Origin of the sequence: Campylobacter sp. BCW_6889 (assembly GCF_001762535.1) — a bacterium.
Lineage (GTDB): Bacteria > Campylobacterota > Campylobacteria > Campylobacterales > Campylobacteraceae > Campylobacter_D > Campylobacter_D jejuni.
The window spans coordinates 94350-109487 of sequence record NZ_MJWZ01000030.1 but is presented as its reverse complement, the minus strand read 5'-3'; the positions used below and the strand labels follow the sequence as shown (position 1 = coordinate 109487).

Sequence of the window (15138 nt, the reverse complement as noted above, 5' to 3'; positions counted from 1 at the left end):
ATTTCTACGGAATACATACCTCCTAAACCGCCTAAAGCATAAAATAATTCTTCGAAAATGTCTTCTTTGTTAAATTCAAGTTCTTCTATGTCAATAAGATCAGGAGTTCGGCTACATTTTTGTAAATTTTGATATATTTTGACTAAAATCTTGATTTTTTGTAGATTACTTTCAGCCTCTAAATAAGAATTTAAGTGTATGATTAGGGTTTTTATGAGTTTTTCTCTATTTTCTCTATTTTCTCTATTTTCTCTATTTTCTCTATTTTCAAGAAATTCACCCCCCGCCCGAGTGAATGCTTCTTTTAAATATTTGTTTTTCATATTATTCCTTTTTATATAAAATCAAGTAAAATAAAATCTTTTAATTTTGGGCATATTTCGCACAAATAATCACTATACCATTGCATCAACTCCCTTCTCTCTTTTAAATTTTGTGCAAAATTATATGAAGCTTTAACCTTATTTTTTTCCGTATGTGCCAAACACATTTCTATAATATTGCTACTAAACTGATGTTTTTGAATATTTTCGTGAGCTAGAGTACTAAACATAGATCTAAAACCATGTGGAGTAAAATCTTCATTTGAATATCCCATTCTTCTAAATACCATTCTTACTGTATTATCACTCAAGATCTCATTTAGTCCATCGCCTTTCTTTTTTGTTTAATGGATTTAAATAAAAGATCATGATGACTTATTTGTTTGTATTCTTTTAATAATTGCACTGCAATATCACTTAGATGTATACAATGCGCTTTTTTCATTTTCATTTTTGAAGCAGGTATGTTCCACAAGCCATTTTCTAAATCAATATCTTCCCAAGCAGCATTTCTTATGCTAAAACTTCTTTGCGCAGTAAGAAGCGACAATAAGATTGCCATTTTTGTATTTGTATCACATTGTATATAAATAATATTTTCAATTAATTCTTTAATTTTTGAAACTTCCGTAATAGTCGCAAAATGTCTTGTTTTTTTGTTATAGACCAAATCCTTTCTTTTTATACCAAGCATAATATTATTTTCAATCATCTCTTTGTTAACTGCATAAGTTAATGTTGTAAATATTTTTTTACCGACTTCGGATTTTTTTGTAGTTTTATTTTTTCAAGAACATTTAAAATATCGCTTCTTTTAAGATTACTAATGGGAATATCTCCTATAATAGGATAGCAATGATTTTCCATTCGCTTAATAGACTCATTGAGAGTGCGTTTTGTTATGTCGTTTTTTTGAAGAAAATACTGTTCAGCAATTTTTCTAAAACTTGTATCACATCCTTCTTTTTTTCTTATACTTTCATTAGTTTTTAGTAAAGTTTTTATCTCATTTTTTTATCTCGAGCTTCTTTAATTGATATTTGCGGAAATTGCCCCAAAGTTATTCTTTTTAATTTTCTTGTTTTTGGATCTTTACAATCAAATACAAAAGACTTTTTGCCGCTAGGATAAACTAATACAAATAAATTATCACTATCGCTAATTAAAAATTTTTTATCTTTTGGACTAATATTTACTATATCTTTCTGTGTAAGCATTTAAAAATAGACTCCTTGTGGTAATTTCTCCTAACTTTTTAGAATAAAAAATAAAAAGTTAGGAGAAAAGTTAGGAAAAAAGTTTCGAAATGAATTTTAACGGAAAAAACTTTAATTTAGGCTTTATATAGCTATAAATGCCTATTTTATCGATATTTTATAAGTATGATATTTATAGTAGTTTATAGTATCGATGGTGCGGTTAGCGAGATTTGAACTCGCACACGCAGAGCGTACCACCCCCTCAAGATGGCGTGTCTACCAATTCCACCATAACCGCATAAAAAAAGCCCAAAAAGGGCTTTGATAAGTTTTATTGTAAAACTATAAAAGGATTTGCATAAAGTGCTATTAGCGCGATAACAAGAGCATAGATAACTTGTGCTTCAATCATCGCTAAAGCGATAAACATAGTTGTCATTAATTTTGGCCCAAGGCCAGGGTTTCTAGCTGTTCCTGCAATTGTTGCCGCTGCAGTATTACCCATACCGATAGCACCACCAAGTGCTGCAACACCAAGACCTAAACCTGCTGCAAGAACTGAAAATGCTTTAATCCATACATTAATAGCTTCTTGCTCTACTGGAGCATTAGTTTCAGCTGCAAAAGCTACTGCTGAACATGCTAATAATAAAAAAAGAACTTTTTTCATTATCTTAACCTTTCTATAAAAAAATTTTTTCAATTTTTAAATCAGTTCGGCTTGCGTATCCCTACTTAAGACTTAAAAATAAAGCCGAATTATAACCAAAAGTATCTTTATTTTTATTGAAATTTACAAAAATTCACATTTTTGATTTAAATTTGATTGTTTTCAATAAAGCTTAAAAGTTTTTTTGCTTTAATAATATTTTAAAATAATTTTTAAGTTAAGGTTGTAACATTGAGTTCTAAATTTTCAAAAATAGGTTTCATTTTAGCGGTAGCAGGTTCAGCGGTGGGCTTGGGTAATGCTTGGAAATTTCCAACATTAGTAGGTCAAAGTGGTGGATCTGCTTTTATCTTGCTTTATATAATTCTTACTTTAGGTGTAGGTTTTGTGATATTTTTAGCTGAGCTTAGCATAGGAAAAATTAGTGAAAAAGATCCGGTTAATGCCTATGAAAAGTTAGCACCTTCAAATAAAAAAGCTTGGTCTTATGTTGGTTTTACTATGGTGGGGGCGATTTTAATAGTTTCTTTTTATACCTTGGTGATTGGCTGGATAGTTAAATATGTGTTTTTAAGTATCACTGGAAATTTGCCTATGGATCTAGAAGTAAGTAAAGCACAGTTTGGATTTTTTACAAGTGAGGATTTTTTAAGTCAGTTTATTTGTTTTACTTTGGTTTTTTTATGTGTTTTTTATATTGTTTCTAAAGGTGTTAAGAATGGGATTGAAAAGTTAAATGTTTGGATGATGCCTTCATTGTTTATTTTACTTATTTTGATGCTTGTTTATGCTATTAGTAAAGATGGTTTTATGATGGCGGTTAAATTTCTTTTTGTACCTGATTTTTCCAAAATCAACACTTCAAATGTTCTTGAAGCCTTAGGACTTGCTTTTTTTAGTCTTTCTTTGGGCGTTGGAACGATTATTACTTATTCTGCTAGTCTGCCTGATAAAACCAATTTTATTACCAGTACTTTAAATATTATTTTTATCAATCTTTTAGTTGGTTTATTAATGGGTTTGGTTGTTTTTACTTTTATCTTTGAATTTGGCTACAATCCTAATCAGCAAGGACCAGGACTTGTTTTTATTTCCTTAGCTACTTTATTTGAAAAAATTGGGGTGATTGGTTGTATTTTTGGAGCAGCATTTTTTATTTCTTTAATCTTTGCTGGTATTACTTCAGCTGTTTCAATGATAGAGCCTTTTGCTTTTTATCTTATTAATACTTTTGGCATGAGCCGTAAAAAAGCTTTGATTTTAATAGGAATTGTTGTTTATATTTTAGGAATGTTGTGTATTTTATCTTCTTTAAAAAGTACTCAGTTTGGATTTTTTGGAATGAGTTTTTTTGATTTGCTTGATAGTGTTTCAAGCAAGGTTATTATGCCTTTAGGTGGAATTTTGGCAGCTATTTTTGTGGGATTTGTGATGAAAAAAGATGCTTTAAAAATTTTATTTGAACCTTATATGAGCGGTATATTTTTTGAACTTTGGTATGTGTTTTTGAGATTTATTTCCCCTTTGGCTGTTGTTATAGTTATGATAGCCGCTTTTTTAAAGTGAGTTTGAAAAATAATGAGAACATATTTTTCAAAAATCGGTTTTGTATTGGCTGTTGCTGGTGGAGCCGTTGGTTTAGGTAATGCTTGGAAATTTCCAACTTTAAGTGCAGAAAATGGTGGTTTTGTTTTTGTGCTTTTATATTTGTTTTTTACCTTAACTATAGGATTTAGTATTTTTTTGGCTGAAGTGGCTATGGGACGTTTAAGTAAAAGTGATCTTGCAAATGCTTATTCAAATCTTGCTATAAAATATGGCAATAGATGGCGATATGGCGGCGTTTTTATGTTAGGTGGTATTTTTGTCCTCTCTTTTTATCTAGTTATCATGGGATGGGTTTTAAAATATACTGTAGTGAGTCTTTATTATCTTCCTAAAACTTTAGATGAAGCAGCAAGTAATTTTCAGAATTTAATCACTACAAATTTGACAAGTTCTGTTTTTTTCTTCACTTTATCTTTTTTTCTTACTTTATTGATAGTATCTAAAGGTTTAATCAAAGGGATTGAAAAATTAAACGTTGTTATAATGCCTAGCTTATTTTTAATGCTTGTTTTTATGTTGTTTTATTGCATGGGATTTAAGCAAGGTTTTGCAAATGCTTTTTCTTATTTATTTTATCCTGATTTTTCACACTTTAAATTTAGCTCTATTGCCGAAGCCTTAGGGCTTGCATTTTTTACCTTATGCTTGGGAATAGGTTGTATAGTTACATATTCATCAGCCTTGGATAAAAAAACAAATTTTATAAAAAGTTCAGTGTATATTGTTTTGATTAACTTATTGATTTCTTTTATTATGGGACTTATTGTTTTTACTTTTATCTTTGAATTTGGAGCCGATCCACATACTCAAGGAGCGGGGATTGTTTTTGTATCCTTGATGAGTTTGTTTAATCAGCTTGGGATTTTAGGCTATATTTTTGCATTTTGTTTTTTCTTAGCACTTTTTTTTGCTGGTATTACTTCAGCTGTTTCAATGATAGAGCCTTTAACTTTTTATATGATTAATAACTATCAAATTTCTCGTGCTAAAGCTCTATTTTTAATAGGTTTATTTGTTTTTGTTTTTGGAATTTGTTGTATCTTGTCGTTAAATTTAAATTTTTTTTCTATGTTTAGTTTTTTTGGCAAAGATTTTTTTACTTTATTAGATAAATTAACTTCAAATTTTTTACTTCCACTTGGTGCTATAGCATGCTCTATATTTGTAGGTTTTTTTATGAATAAAAAACAAATTTATAAAATTTTTTCTAAATTTATAAGTCGAAAAATTTTCTTAATTTGGTTGTTTTTTATTCGTTTTATATCGCCTATAGCAATAATTTTGGTAATGTGTTATCAAATTTTTGTATAATAATGAAAAAATATTTTTTAAGGAAAAATAATGGCTAAAAAATTCATCGATGTAATGGATACAAGCTTTAGGGATGGTTTTCAGTCTGTTTATGGAGCTAGGGTTTTAATGGATGATTTTTTTCCTGCAATAGAAGCAGCAAAAGAAGCAGGCATTACACATTTTGAATTTGGCGGTGGTGCTAGATTTCAAAGCTTGTATTTTTATCTTAATGAAGATGCTTTTACCATGATGGATAGATTTAGGGCTATTGTAGGAAAAGATGTCAATCTTCAAACTTTAGCAAGAGGGGTCAATACCGTTACTTTAGATACTGGAAGTAGTGAACTTATTGATTTGCATGCAAAACTTTTTGCAAAACACGGTACTACAACGATAAGAAATTTTGATGCCCTTAATGATGTAAATAATTTAAAATTTAGTGGTGAATGTATAGTAAAACATGGGTTAAAGCATGAAATTACTATCACTTTAATGGATTTACCGCCAAATTGTAAAGGTGCCCATGATGTGCCTTTTTATGAAAAAATTTTAAAAGAAATTTTAGCAGCAGAAATTCCTTTTCATAGTATTTGTTTCAAAGATGCAAGTGGGACTTCTAATCCAAATAAAATTTATGAAACCATTAAAATGGCTAGAAAAATTTTACCTCAAGATACACACATTAGACTTCATACGCATGAAACTGCAGGAGTGAGTATAGCCTGCTATCTTGCAGCACTTGAAGCAGGGGTTGATGGTATCGATTTGGCTGCGGCTCCAGTAAGTGGCGGAACCTCTCAGCCTGATATTTTAACCATGATGCATGCTTTAAAAGGCAAAGATTATGATTTAGGCGGACTTGAGGAAGAAAAAATTCTAAAATACGAAGAAGTTTTAAAAGATTGTTTAAAAGAATATTTTTTACCACCTGAAGCTACTATGGTAAATCCACTTATTCCTTTTTCTCCTATGCCAGGAGGAGCTTTAACAGCAAATACACAAATGATGAGAGATAATAATATCTTAGATAAATTTCCACAAGTCATTCATGCTATGAGAGAAGTTGTAGAAAAAGGTGGATTTGGTACTTCGGTTACTCCAGTTTCTCAATTTTATTTTCAACAAGCTTTTAATAATGTGATGTTTGGACCTTGGAAAAAAATAGCAGAAGGTTATGGAAAAATGGTGCTTGGTTATTTTGGAAAAACTCCTGTTACACCCGATGCAAATATTGTTGAACTTGCTTCAAAACAACTTAATTTAGAACCTACTACAGAGCTTGCTATTAATATAGCTGATAAAGATGAGAGTAAAAGTATAGTTTATACCAAAACCTTGCTTGAAAAAGAGAGTATAGAAACGAGTGAAGAAAATATATTTATTGCAGCAGCTTGTAAAGAAAAAGGTATAGCATTTTTAAAAGGAGAGGCAAAGGTAAATGTACGCAAATTAGCTAGTATGCCAAAGCCTATGAGTGTAGATGAAAACAAATTTACCGTAGCTGTAAATGGTAATAAATATCATGTAGAGGTAAGCTATGGTTTTGATAAAGATGTTAATGTTAAAAGTGTAAAAAAAGTAGAAGAAAATAAAAATATTGTTTCTTCAAATTCAACAAGTTCTGTAGATGCTGAAAATGAAGTTTTAGCAGGTATTTCAGGTAATGTCTTTAAAATTTATGTTAACGAAGGTGAAGAAGTAAAATCAGGTCAAGCCATCATGGTTTTAGAAGCAATGAAAATGGAGATTGAGGTTAATGCTCCAAAAGATGGAATTATTTCAGAGCTTTGTATTAAAATAGGCGATACTGTTAACGAAGGCGAAGTATTAGCTATCTATAAGAATTAAAGTGAGGGAAAGATGAAAAAATTTGATAATTTAGGTTTGGATAATATAAAAGAAATTTTTCATAATTTAAGTTATGATGAATTAAATGCTCATGAAAAAGCAAATAATGAAGGTTTAAGTACGGATAATGATACTTTTTGTGTAGATACAGGGATTTTTACAGGTAGAAGTCCTAAAGATAAATATTTTGTAAAACAAGATCCATCTAGTAAGTATATTGCTTGGGGAAAGGTAAATCAGCCCATTACAAAAGAATTATTTGATAAGCTTTTGACCAAAGCAAAACAAGAATTAAGTGGAAAGAAAATTTATGTTCAAGATGCTTTTTGTGGCGCTTCTTTGCAAAGTCGCAAAGCAGTAAGATTTGTTACTGAAATTGCATGGCAAGCGCATTTTGTTAAAAATATGTTTATTCGCCCAAGTCAAGAAGAACTTGAGAATTTTAAAGCAGATTTTATTGTTTATAATGCTTGCAAATGTATCAATGAAGATTACAAACAAGATGGTTTAAATTCAGAGGTTTTTGTAATCTTTAATGTTGAAGAAAATATAGCAGTTATTGGTGGAACTTGGTATGGCGGAGAAATGAAAAAAGGTATTTTTTCTATGATGAATTATTGGTTGCCACTAGAAAATAAACTTTCTATGCATTGTAGTGCAAATGTCGGAGAAAAAGGTGATGTAGCACTTTTCTTTGGACTTAGTGGCACTGGAAAAACTACACTCTCAACCGATCCAAAAAGAAAACTTATAGGTGATGACGAACATGGTTGGGATGATGAAGGTGTATTTAATTTTGAGGGTGGTTGTTACGCAAAAACAATCAATCTCGATCCTGAACATGAGCCTGAAATTTATGGTGCCATTAAAAGAAATGCACTTTTAGAAAATGTAGTTTTAAGAGCCGATAAGAGTGTTGATTATGCTGATGCTTCAAAAACAGAAAATACAAGAGTTTCTTATCCTATAGAGCATATTGAAAATCATGAGCCTAGTCTAAAAGCAGGGCATCCAAAAAATATTATATTTTTAAGTGCAGATGCTTTTGGAATTTTACCTCCAGTAAGTAAACTAAGCAAAGAGCAGGCTATGTATTATTTTTTAAGTGGTTATACAGCAAAAGTAGCTGGAACTGAGCGTGGTATTTTAGAACCTCAAGCAACTTTTTCAGCTTGTTTTGGAGAACCTTTTATGCCTTTGCATCCAACGGTTTATGCGAGATTACTTGGTGAAAAGATTGAAAAGCATGAAGCTAATGTTTATCTTGTTAATACAGGCTGGAGCGGTGGAAGCTACGGTGTGGGTAAAAGAATGAGTATTAAGGCTACTAGGGCTTGCATTAATGCTATTCTAGATGGAAGTATTGCAAAATGCGAATTTGAAAATTTTGAAGTGTTTGATTTAGCTATTCCAAAAGCTTTAGAAGGTGTAGAAAGCACGCTTTTAAATCCTATAAATACTTGGTCAGATAAAAATAATTATATTGCAACAAGAGATAAATTAGCACATATGTTTATACAAAATTTTAAACGTTACGAAGATGTCAAAGAAGGCATTGAATTTAGCAAATTTGGACCAAAAATTTAAGGCATTTAAATGAAAAATGAAATGTGGTCAGGACGCTTTAGTAGTGCAAGTGATGAGCTTTTAAAAGAATTTAATGCAAGTTTAAATGTAGATAAAACTTTGTTCAATGAAGATATACAAGGTTCTATAGCACACGCTACAATGCTTGAAAGTTGTGGTATTTTAAAAAAAGAAGAATTAGATGCTATTATAAAAGGTTTAGAGCAGGTTAGAAGTGAAATAGAGCAAGGCAAATTTATTTTTGATATTAAAGATGAAGATATTCATATGGCTATAGAAAAGCGTTTAAGCGAGCTTATAGGTAGTGAAATTGGTGGAAGACTTCATACTGCAAGAAGTAGAAATGATCAAGTGGCTACTGATTTTAAACTTTTTGTCAAAAAATCTCATATTGAACTTATAAAGCTTTTAAAAGAATTGATTCAAACCATGCTCAAACATGCCAAAGTGCATAAAAAAACTATTATGCCAAGTTTTACACATTTACAACACGCTCAGCCTGTGAGTTTTTCTTTTTATATTTTAGCTTATGCTTTTATGCTAATGCGAGATATTAAGCGTTTGCAAAATAGTCTAGAACTCGCTGATTTTTCGCCACTTGGGTCTTGTGCGTGTGCAGGAACAAGCTATGCCACCAATCGTGAGTTGAACGCTAAAATTTTAGGATTTAAAGATATTATGCCAAATGCTATGGATGGAGTGAGTGATAGAGATTTTGCTCTTGATTTACTTTATGATATAGCAGTTATTTTTACACACACTTCAAGACTTTGCGAGGAAATGATTTTATTTTCAAGTTCGGAATTTTCTTTTATATCCATAAGTGATAGTTTTTCAACAGGAAGTTCTATCATGCCTCAGAAAAAAAATCCCGATGTTTGTGAACTTATACGCGGAAAAACAGGGCGTGTCTATGGAAATCTGATTTCTCTTTTAACTATAATGAAAGCTCTACCTTTAGCTTACAATAAAGATATGCAAGAAGATAAAGAAGGGCTTTTTGATAGTGTAAAAACCGCTAAAGATAGTTTAATCATCTTAAATGCAATGTTAAAAGAAATACGAATTAATAAAGAAAATATGCTTAATGCTTGCAAAAAAGGTCATTTATTGGCTACTGATTTGGCGGATTATTTAGTGCGTGAAAAAAATATTCCTTTTAGAAAGGCACATTTTATAGTAGGAAATGTTGTTGCACAAGCTGAAATACAAGGCATTGATATAAGCGAAATTAAAGATCTTTCAAAAATAGATCCTATATTTGATGAAAAAGCTATAGAGCTTTTAAATTTTGAAATTTCTTTAAATTCTAAACAAAGTGAAGGCTCAAGTTCTACTACAAGCGTAGAAAAGCAAATTCAAATTTTACAAGAATTTATTAAAAAAATATAAATATTGTTTAGGCTATTTTGCCTAAACATTGAATCTAAAATGCATTACATCGCCATCTAAAACGATATAGTCTTTTCCTTCAAGGCGTAGCTTTCCTGCTTCTTTGGCGCCATTTTCGCCTTTGTATTGGATATAGTCTTCATAGGAAATAACTTCAGCTTTTATAAAGCCTTTTTCAAAGTCATTATGAATCACGCTCGCTGCTTTTGGTGCTTTCCAGCCTTTTTTGATTGTCCAAGAACGCACTTCAACTACACCAGCGGTAAAATAACTGATCAGTCCAAGCTTAGTAAAAGCAGTGCGTATGATTTGATCAAGACCGCTTTCGTTAACTCCTAGAGAACTTAAAAATTCACGACTTTCTTCATCACTTAATCCTACTAATTCTTCTTCGATTTTTGCACAAAGCTTGATAACTTCATGATCATTTTTTTTAGCATATTCTTTTAAAGCTTTTACATAATCATTATCTTCACTAATACCATTTTCATCAACATTTGCACCATAAATCACTTCTTTAGCAGAAAGCAGTCTTAATTCTTTGATTAAGGCTTGATAAATTTCGCTTTCTTTTTCAGGATAAGAACTTGCAGCTAAGCCTTTGTTTAAATGATCAAGTAAAGAATTTGCAAGTTCGAGGCTTTCTTTAGCACCCTTTTGGTTGGCTTTGGTTTCTTTGGTGAGTTTTTCTATTTTTTTACTAAGTTGTTCAATATCTGCTAAAATAAGTTCTGTATTGATAATTTCTACATCACGCAAAGGATTAACTCCACCTTCAACATGGGTGATATTTTCTTCATCAAAACAACGCACTATGTGTAAAATAACCTCAGTTTCGCGTATATTTGAAAGAAATTTATTTCCTAAGCCTTCACCCTTACTTGCACCTTTAACAAGTCCAGCGATATCTACAAATTCTATTAAAGAATGCATAATTCTTTCAGGTTTTACGATTTTAGCAAGTTCATTAAGTCTTAAGTCAGGAACTTCAACCATGGCTTTGTTAGGCTCTATAGTGCAAAAAGGATAGTTTGCACTTTGGGCATTTTGTGCTTTAGTTAAAGCATTAAAAGTCGTTGATTTGCCAACATTTGGAAGTCCTACTATACCTACGCTTAAACTCATTTAGATTTCCTTAAAATTTGAATTAAATAATTAACACACATTCTAACTCCAGCTCCACCTGCACCAAAACTAGAATATCCCCAAGATTTTTCCGTATAAGCAGGTCCTGCTATGTCAAGATGTAACCATTTGTCTTTATATTCTTTACGAATAAATTTATCTAAAAATAACCCCGCGGTAATTGCGCCTCCATAGCGACTAGAGGCAGTGTTGCTAATATCGGCAATATTTGATTTTATAAGTTCTCTTAAGTGGGGGTTAAAGTGTAAGATTGTAGTATATTCTCCACTTTTTTTAGAGCTTAGATAAAAATCATTTTGCAATTCTTCATTGTTTCCCATAATAGCACTTGTAAATTCTCCAAGTCCTACAACACAAGCTCCAGTAAGTGTTGCCATATCGATAAGTAAATCAGGTTTTAAATCTTGTGCAAAAGAAAGACAATCAGCTAAAACCAAGCGTCCTTCTGCATCTGTATTTCTTACTTCTATACTTACGCCTTCGCGACTGATTAACACATCATCAGGCTTATAAGCATTGCCGCCTATCATATTTTCAGTTGCACCTAAAATACAATGCACTTCTAAATCTAAAGCAAGCTCGGCTACGGCTTTTATGATCCCCATTGCTGCTGCTGCACCGCTTTTATCAGCTTTCATTGTAAGCATAAAATCAGCTGGTTTTAAGCTTAATCCACCGCAATCGTAAGTTAAGCCTTTTCCAACAAATACAACACGTTTTTTTGCATTTTTGGCTTTATAGCTTAGATGAATGAGGCGTGGTGGATGTACCGAGGCACGATTGACTGCCAAAAAAGCATTCATTTTTTCTTTGGCCAAAAATTTTTCATCATAAATTTTACAAATAATGTTTTTATTTTCTTTAGCTAAATTTTGCGCATCTTCTGCCATTTTTAAAGGGGTGTAAATTTCAGGAATTTCATTGACTATATTTTTAGTAAAATTTGTGGCATTAGCTAAAATTTCTCCACGCTCCAAGCCTATCTTAGCTTCATCTTTATTAAATTTCTTACCATTTAATTCTTCGCTTGAAATAATAAATTTTTCCAAAGTGCTTGTTTTTTTCTCGCTTTTATATTTATCAAATTTATAAGCTCCAAAAAGTACGCCTTCAACTAAAGATGTAAAACTTCTAACTACACAATCTCCTATTATGCTAGGAAGTTTTACGCTTTTTATATTAAGCTTTTCAAGAGTTTTATATGCTGTGCAAAGACTTAATCTTATATCCTCATAAGCAAGGCTTTTAAGCTCTAAATAAAGCTTTTTATTGTTTAAGTCTAGTAATACACCTTCGCCTTTGTAATTATTAAGTTTAAAAAAATCTTTTTCTTTGTTAAAATTTTTTAAATTTTTATCCTGTATAAAAATAAGTTCAAAGTCTGCTTTTATAGCATCTAGTTTTTTATCGTTTAATTCAAATTTCATGATTTTTTCCTTTTATCTTTAAGTATAGCTTTTTCCATTTGTTTAAAACCAAATAATAAAAGGGATAAAAAAGCTATAATAATAATGGCTGCATAATACCAATGTTCTTCAGCCCAAGTCACCATCTTCCAAATTTGTTCTCCAAAATACCAAGCTAAAAGTATAGTGATTGATGCCCAAACCCAAGCACTAAAAAGATTGATAATAGCAAATTTTTTTGCACTATAACGCGTGACTCCTATACTCATAGGTATAATGGTTCTAAAGCCATACATATAGCGTTGTATAAAAATAATAGGCCAACCAAAACGTTGTAAAAGTAAGTGTGCTACTGCAAATTTACGCCTTTGGGTTTTTAATTTTTTTTGTATGTAGCGTTTATTATATCTTCCTATATAGAAATAAATTTGATCGCCTACAAAACCACCAAGTCCTGCTATAAATATAACAAAGCCTAAATTTACATGTCCTTGATGGGCAAAAATACCTGCCAAAATTAAAGCCAACTCCCCTTCTAAAATACACCATAAAAAAATAATAATATATGCTAGATCTTTGTATTGGTAAAGTAAATTTTTTAAAAATTCTTCCATTTGCGCCTTTCTATAGTTTTAAATTTCTAAAACACTATAAACTGAAGTAAGTTTTTCAAGTTTATTTGCTCCATTTAAATCTTTAAGATTCATTAAAAAACAAGCTTCAACGCATTTTGCTCCAGCTTTTTGAATAAGTTCATACGAAGCTATAGCTGTTCCGCCAGTTGCTATTAAATCATCTACAAGTAAAACCTTTGCATTTTGAATATTTTTAAATGCATCTTTATGAAGTTCTACTTTATCGCTGCCATATTCAAGATCATATTCGCAGCTAAAGGTTTCAAAAGGGAGTTTTCCAGGTTTTCTAATAGGCACAAAAGGAAGATTAAGTTTTGCACAAATCATAGATGCAAAGATAAATCCTCTGCTTTCTGTTCCTGCTATGAAGTCTAGATTGTAATCTTTGTAGCGTTCTTTTAAATGTTTAAGTAGAAAATTTAAAGCCTCTTTGTTATTTAGTAGAGTGGTAATATCTCTAAAAATAATTCCTTTTTTTGGAAAATCAGCAATAATTCTAATGCTATCAAGCAGGTATTTTTGTTCTTCTTGTGTTAGTTTTATCATAATAATGCCTCGATTTTTGCTTCTAATTCTTTAATTCTTTGTCTTAGTTTGTCATTTTCTAAACGATATTGAGAATTTCTAGTTCTTAAAGATGTAAGGTCTGCTTTGATTTTATTAAGCTCTTCTGTGAGTATATCTATATTTCCAAGACTTCTTTGAAGTTGGATTTGTAGTTTTCTAATAACAATCTCAGTATCATCAAGATTGTTTTTGATAAAATCTTTTGATGTTTTTTCTTTATTAAGTAGAGTTTTATAGTAAAACAACATTACAATCAGATAGATAGTTGCACAAATTAATATAGTTAAAACAAGCCAGTTTGTAAACATTATATTTTTACCTCAATTTTTTGAATTCTTTGCATATGTCTCCCTTCTTCAAAAGGAGTTTGAATGAATTTTTCTATAATATCTGTAGCTAATTCAATCCCGATTAATCTTCCACCTAATGCCAAAACATTGGCATCATTATGTCTTCTTGCAAGTTCCGCACTTAAGCTTTCATGGCATAATGCGCAGCGAATGTTTTTATGACGATTTGCTGCAATAGAAATTCCAATTCCACTTCCACAAATAAGAATGCCAAAGCTTCGTTTGTCTATTTTTTCGGCAAGTAAATGTGCATAATCAGGATAATCACAGCTTGCGCAAGTGTTTGTTCCTAAATCGTTAAAAATTATATTTTTTTCTTTTAAAAATACGCAAATTTTTTCTTTTAATTCAAAACCAGCATGATCACTAGCAATATAAATTTTTTCCCTAAGCATTGGTTTCCTAATTACTATATAAAATAAGATAAAAATCTAATCTTATCATATTAAATCATAAAAACAGCTTTTCTTTTTTTAAAAATAAGCTTTATTTTTCTTTATATATGTTAGAATTTGCGACAAGAAAAATAAAATTTCAATAAATTAAGGGGAGAAGAAAATGAAGCTCATACTCATAGGATCTTCAACAGGTGGTCCTAATCAGCTTAAATTTCTTTTAAAGGATATTGATATAAAAAATACTTGTGTAGTTATAGCTCAACACATGAGTGTTAGTTTTATTCCATCTTTTGTGGGGCAATTTAATAAAGAGGCTTTTAGTGAAGTGTGCTTATTGAACGATAAAGAGATATTAAGCAATAAAATTTATATTTGCCCTAAAAATACTATTTTATCTGGAAATTTAAATATTGTAGCCTCTTGGCAAGATGTGGTATCAAGTTTTAAGCCAAGTGTAGATTTGCTTTTTCATTCCGCTGTTTCTTTGGCAAAAACAAATAAAATACTTGCTATTATTTTAACGGGTATGGGAGATGATGGCGCAAAAGGTTTATTTGAGCTTTATAAAACAGGGGTTAGATGTTTATGTGAGAATGAGGCAGATAGCGTCGTTTATGGTATGCCAAAAAGAGCAAAAGATATGAATCCACATTTAAAACCTATGAGCTTAAAAGAAATTAAAAAAGAAATTATAAATTTTATTGATCAGGATTAAT

General features: G+C 30.7%; 18 protein-coding genes and 1 tRNA gene. 6 read left to right on the top strand and 13 right to left on the bottom strand.

The genetic code is table 11. From position 1 onward, the window contains the following. The 7 genes from AJ939_RS03545 to AJ939_RS03530 form a co-directional block, all read right to left on the bottom strand. On the bottom strand, positions 1–323 hold a 323-nt coding region (locus tag AJ939_RS03545; protein WP_070283387.1), incomplete at its 3' end, for a hypothetical protein. An 11-nt stretch (positions 324–334) separates the two neighbouring features. Then, positions 335–634, bottom strand: coding sequence for a tyrosine-type recombinase/integrase (locus tag AJ939_RS10540; RefSeq protein WP_002881695.1), 300 nt, complete (start codon positions 632–634; stop codon positions 335–337). A gap of 8 nt (positions 635–642) precedes the next feature. Then, a complete protein-coding gene (locus AJ939_RS10535; RefSeq protein ID WP_052521783.1) occupies positions 643–1035 on the bottom strand; it encodes a tyrosine-type recombinase/integrase in 393 nt (130 codons plus the stop codon). 20 nt (positions 1036–1055) lie between these two features. Continuing rightward, complete coding sequence (locus AJ939_RS11340) at positions 1056–1259, bottom strand: phage integrase central domain-containing protein (RefSeq protein WP_374700110.1); 204 nt, start codon at positions 1257–1259, stop codon at positions 1056–1058. 65 nt (positions 1260–1324) lie between these two features. Further along, on the bottom strand, positions 1325–1540 hold the full coding sequence (locus AJ939_RS10530) for an Arm DNA-binding domain-containing protein (protein WP_002881691.1): 216 nt from the start codon (positions 1538–1540) through the stop codon (positions 1325–1327). 194 nt (positions 1541–1734) lie between these two features. Next, positions 1735–1820 (bottom strand) — tRNA-Leu (locus AJ939_RS03535). A gap of 33 nt (positions 1821–1853) precedes the next feature. Then, positions 1854–2192 carry a F0F1 ATP synthase subunit C gene (locus tag AJ939_RS03530; RefSeq protein ID WP_002861627.1) on the bottom strand — a complete coding sequence of 113 codons (339 nt, stop codon included), beginning with the start codon at positions 2190–2192 and terminating at the stop codon, positions 1854–1856. 231 nt (positions 2193–2423) lie between these two features. On the opposite strand from AJ939_RS03530, the gene AJ939_RS03525 reads away from it, so the two are divergent. The 5 genes from AJ939_RS03525 to argH are packed head-to-tail and all read left to right on the top strand — an operon-like array spanning position 2424 to position 9920. Continuing rightward, positions 2424–3758, top strand: a complete 1335-nt coding sequence (locus AJ939_RS03525) for a sodium-dependent transporter (protein ID WP_044779223.1) — start codon at positions 2424–2426, stop codon at positions 3756–3758. Positions 3759–3770: 12 nt separating this feature from the next. Further along, entirely contained in the window at positions 3771–5111 is a 1341-nt protein-coding gene (locus tag AJ939_RS03520; protein WP_044779224.1) for a sodium-dependent transporter, read from the top strand. Between the two features lie 30 nt (positions 5112–5141). Beyond that, positions 5142–6941 (top strand): biotin/lipoyl-containing protein, encoded by a 1800-nt coding sequence (locus AJ939_RS03515; RefSeq protein WP_070233360.1) that lies wholly within the window; start codon positions 5142–5144, stop codon positions 6939–6941. 12 nt (positions 6942–6953) lie between these two features. Next, a complete protein-coding gene (gene pckA / locus AJ939_RS03510; RefSeq protein ID WP_004305981.1) occupies positions 6954–8528 on the top strand; it encodes a phosphoenolpyruvate carboxykinase (ATP) in 1575 nt (524 codons plus the stop codon). Positions 8529–8537: 9 nt separating this feature from the next. Then, positions 8538–9920 (top strand): argininosuccinate lyase, encoded by a 1383-nt coding sequence (argH, locus tag AJ939_RS03505; protein WP_070276238.1) that lies wholly within the window; start codon positions 8538–8540, stop codon positions 9918–9920. 21 nt (positions 9921–9941) lie between these two features. Here argH and ychF read toward each other — a convergent pair whose 3' ends face one another. Genes ychF through rpiB form a run of 6 tightly spaced genes read right to left on the bottom strand, consistent with a single transcriptional unit; the run spans position 9942 to position 14419 of the window. Next, entirely contained in the window at positions 9942–11045 is a 1104-nt protein-coding gene (gene ychF, locus AJ939_RS03500) for a redox-regulated ATPase YchF (protein ID WP_004305979.1), read from the bottom strand. Beyond that, positions 11042–12493: a leucyl aminopeptidase gene (locus tag AJ939_RS03495; RefSeq protein WP_044779226.1), complete on the bottom strand. Its 1452-nt coding sequence runs from the start codon at positions 12491–12493 to the stop codon at positions 11042–11044. The genes ychF and AJ939_RS03495 overlap by 4 nt, the downstream gene beginning before the upstream one ends. Further along, positions 12490–13086: a DedA family protein gene (locus tag AJ939_RS03490; RefSeq protein WP_002861619.1), complete on the bottom strand. Its 597-nt coding sequence runs from the start codon at positions 13084–13086 to the stop codon at positions 12490–12492. Before AJ939_RS03490 ends, AJ939_RS03495 begins: the two co-directional genes overlap by 4 nt. 18 nt (positions 13087–13104) lie before the next feature. Beyond that, positions 13105–13653: an adenine phosphoribosyltransferase gene (gene apt / locus AJ939_RS03485; RefSeq protein WP_044779227.1), complete on the bottom strand. Its 549-nt coding sequence runs from the start codon at positions 13651–13653 to the stop codon at positions 13105–13107. After that, positions 13650–13982, bottom strand: coding sequence for a membrane protein (locus AJ939_RS03480; protein WP_002853247.1), 333 nt, complete (start codon positions 13980–13982; stop codon positions 13650–13652). The genes apt and AJ939_RS03480 overlap by 4 nt, the downstream gene beginning before the upstream one ends. Next, on the bottom strand, positions 13982–14419 hold the full coding sequence (gene rpiB / locus AJ939_RS03475) for a ribose 5-phosphate isomerase B (protein WP_002861617.1): 438 nt from the start codon (positions 14417–14419) through the stop codon (positions 13982–13984). The genes AJ939_RS03480 and rpiB overlap by 1 nt, the downstream gene beginning before the upstream one ends. A 163-nt stretch (positions 14420–14582) precedes the next feature. Here rpiB and AJ939_RS03470 point away from each other — a divergent pair, with 163 nt between their 5' ends. Then, a complete protein-coding gene (locus AJ939_RS03470) occupies positions 14583–15137 on the top strand; it encodes a CheB methylesterase domain-containing protein (protein WP_002861616.1) in 555 nt (184 codons plus the stop codon). Position 15138: the final 1 nt, after the last annotated feature.

Bases quoted from the DNA above. Each gene is read 5' to 3' on its own strand.
- AJ939_RS10535 (WP_052521783.1), bottom strand. From the start codon at position 1,035: ATGATTGAAAATAATATTATGCTTGGTATAAAAAGAAAGGATTTGGTC.
- AJ939_RS10530 (WP_002881691.1), bottom strand. From the start codon at position 1,540: ATGCTTACACAGAAAGATATAGTAAATATTAGTCCAAAAGATAAAAAA.
- AJ939_RS03530 (WP_002861627.1), bottom strand. From the start codon at position 2,192: ATGAAAAAAGTTCTTTTTTTATTATTAGCATGTTCAGCAGTAGCTTTT.
- AJ939_RS03520 (WP_044779224.1), top strand. From the start codon at position 3,771: ATGAGAACATATTTTTCAAAAATCGGTTTTGTATTGGCTGTTGCTGGT.
- AJ939_RS03515 (WP_070233360.1), top strand. From the start codon at position 5,142: ATGGCTAAAAAATTCATCGATGTAATGGATACAAGCTTTAGGGATGGT.
- pckA (WP_004305981.1), top strand. From the start codon at position 6,954: ATGAAAAAATTTGATAATTTAGGTTTGGATAATATAAAAGAAATTTTT.
- argH (WP_070276238.1), top strand. From the start codon at position 8,538: ATGAAAAATGAAATGTGGTCAGGACGCTTTAGTAGTGCAAGTGATGAG.
- ychF (WP_004305979.1), bottom strand. From the start codon at position 11,045: ATGAGTTTAAGCGTAGGTATAGTAGGACTTCCAAATGTTGGCAAATCA.
- AJ939_RS03495 (WP_044779226.1), bottom strand. From the start codon at position 12,493: ATGAAATTTGAATTAAACGATAAAAAACTAGATGCTATAAAAGCAGAC.
- AJ939_RS03490 (WP_002861619.1), bottom strand. From the start codon at position 13,086: ATGGAAGAATTTTTAAAAAATTTACTTTACCAATACAAAGATCTAGCA.
- apt (WP_044779227.1), bottom strand. From the start codon at position 13,653: ATGATAAAACTAACACAAGAAGAACAAAAATACCTGCTTGATAGCATT.
- AJ939_RS03480 (WP_002853247.1), bottom strand. From the start codon at position 13,982: ATGTTTACAAACTGGCTTGTTTTAACTATATTAATTTGTGCAACTATC.
- rpiB (WP_002861617.1), bottom strand. From the start codon at position 14,419: ATGCTTAGGGAAAAAATTTATATTGCTAGTGATCATGCTGGTTTTGAA.
- AJ939_RS03470 (WP_002861616.1), top strand. From the start codon at position 14,583: ATGAAGCTCATACTCATAGGATCTTCAACAGGTGGTCCTAATCAGCTT.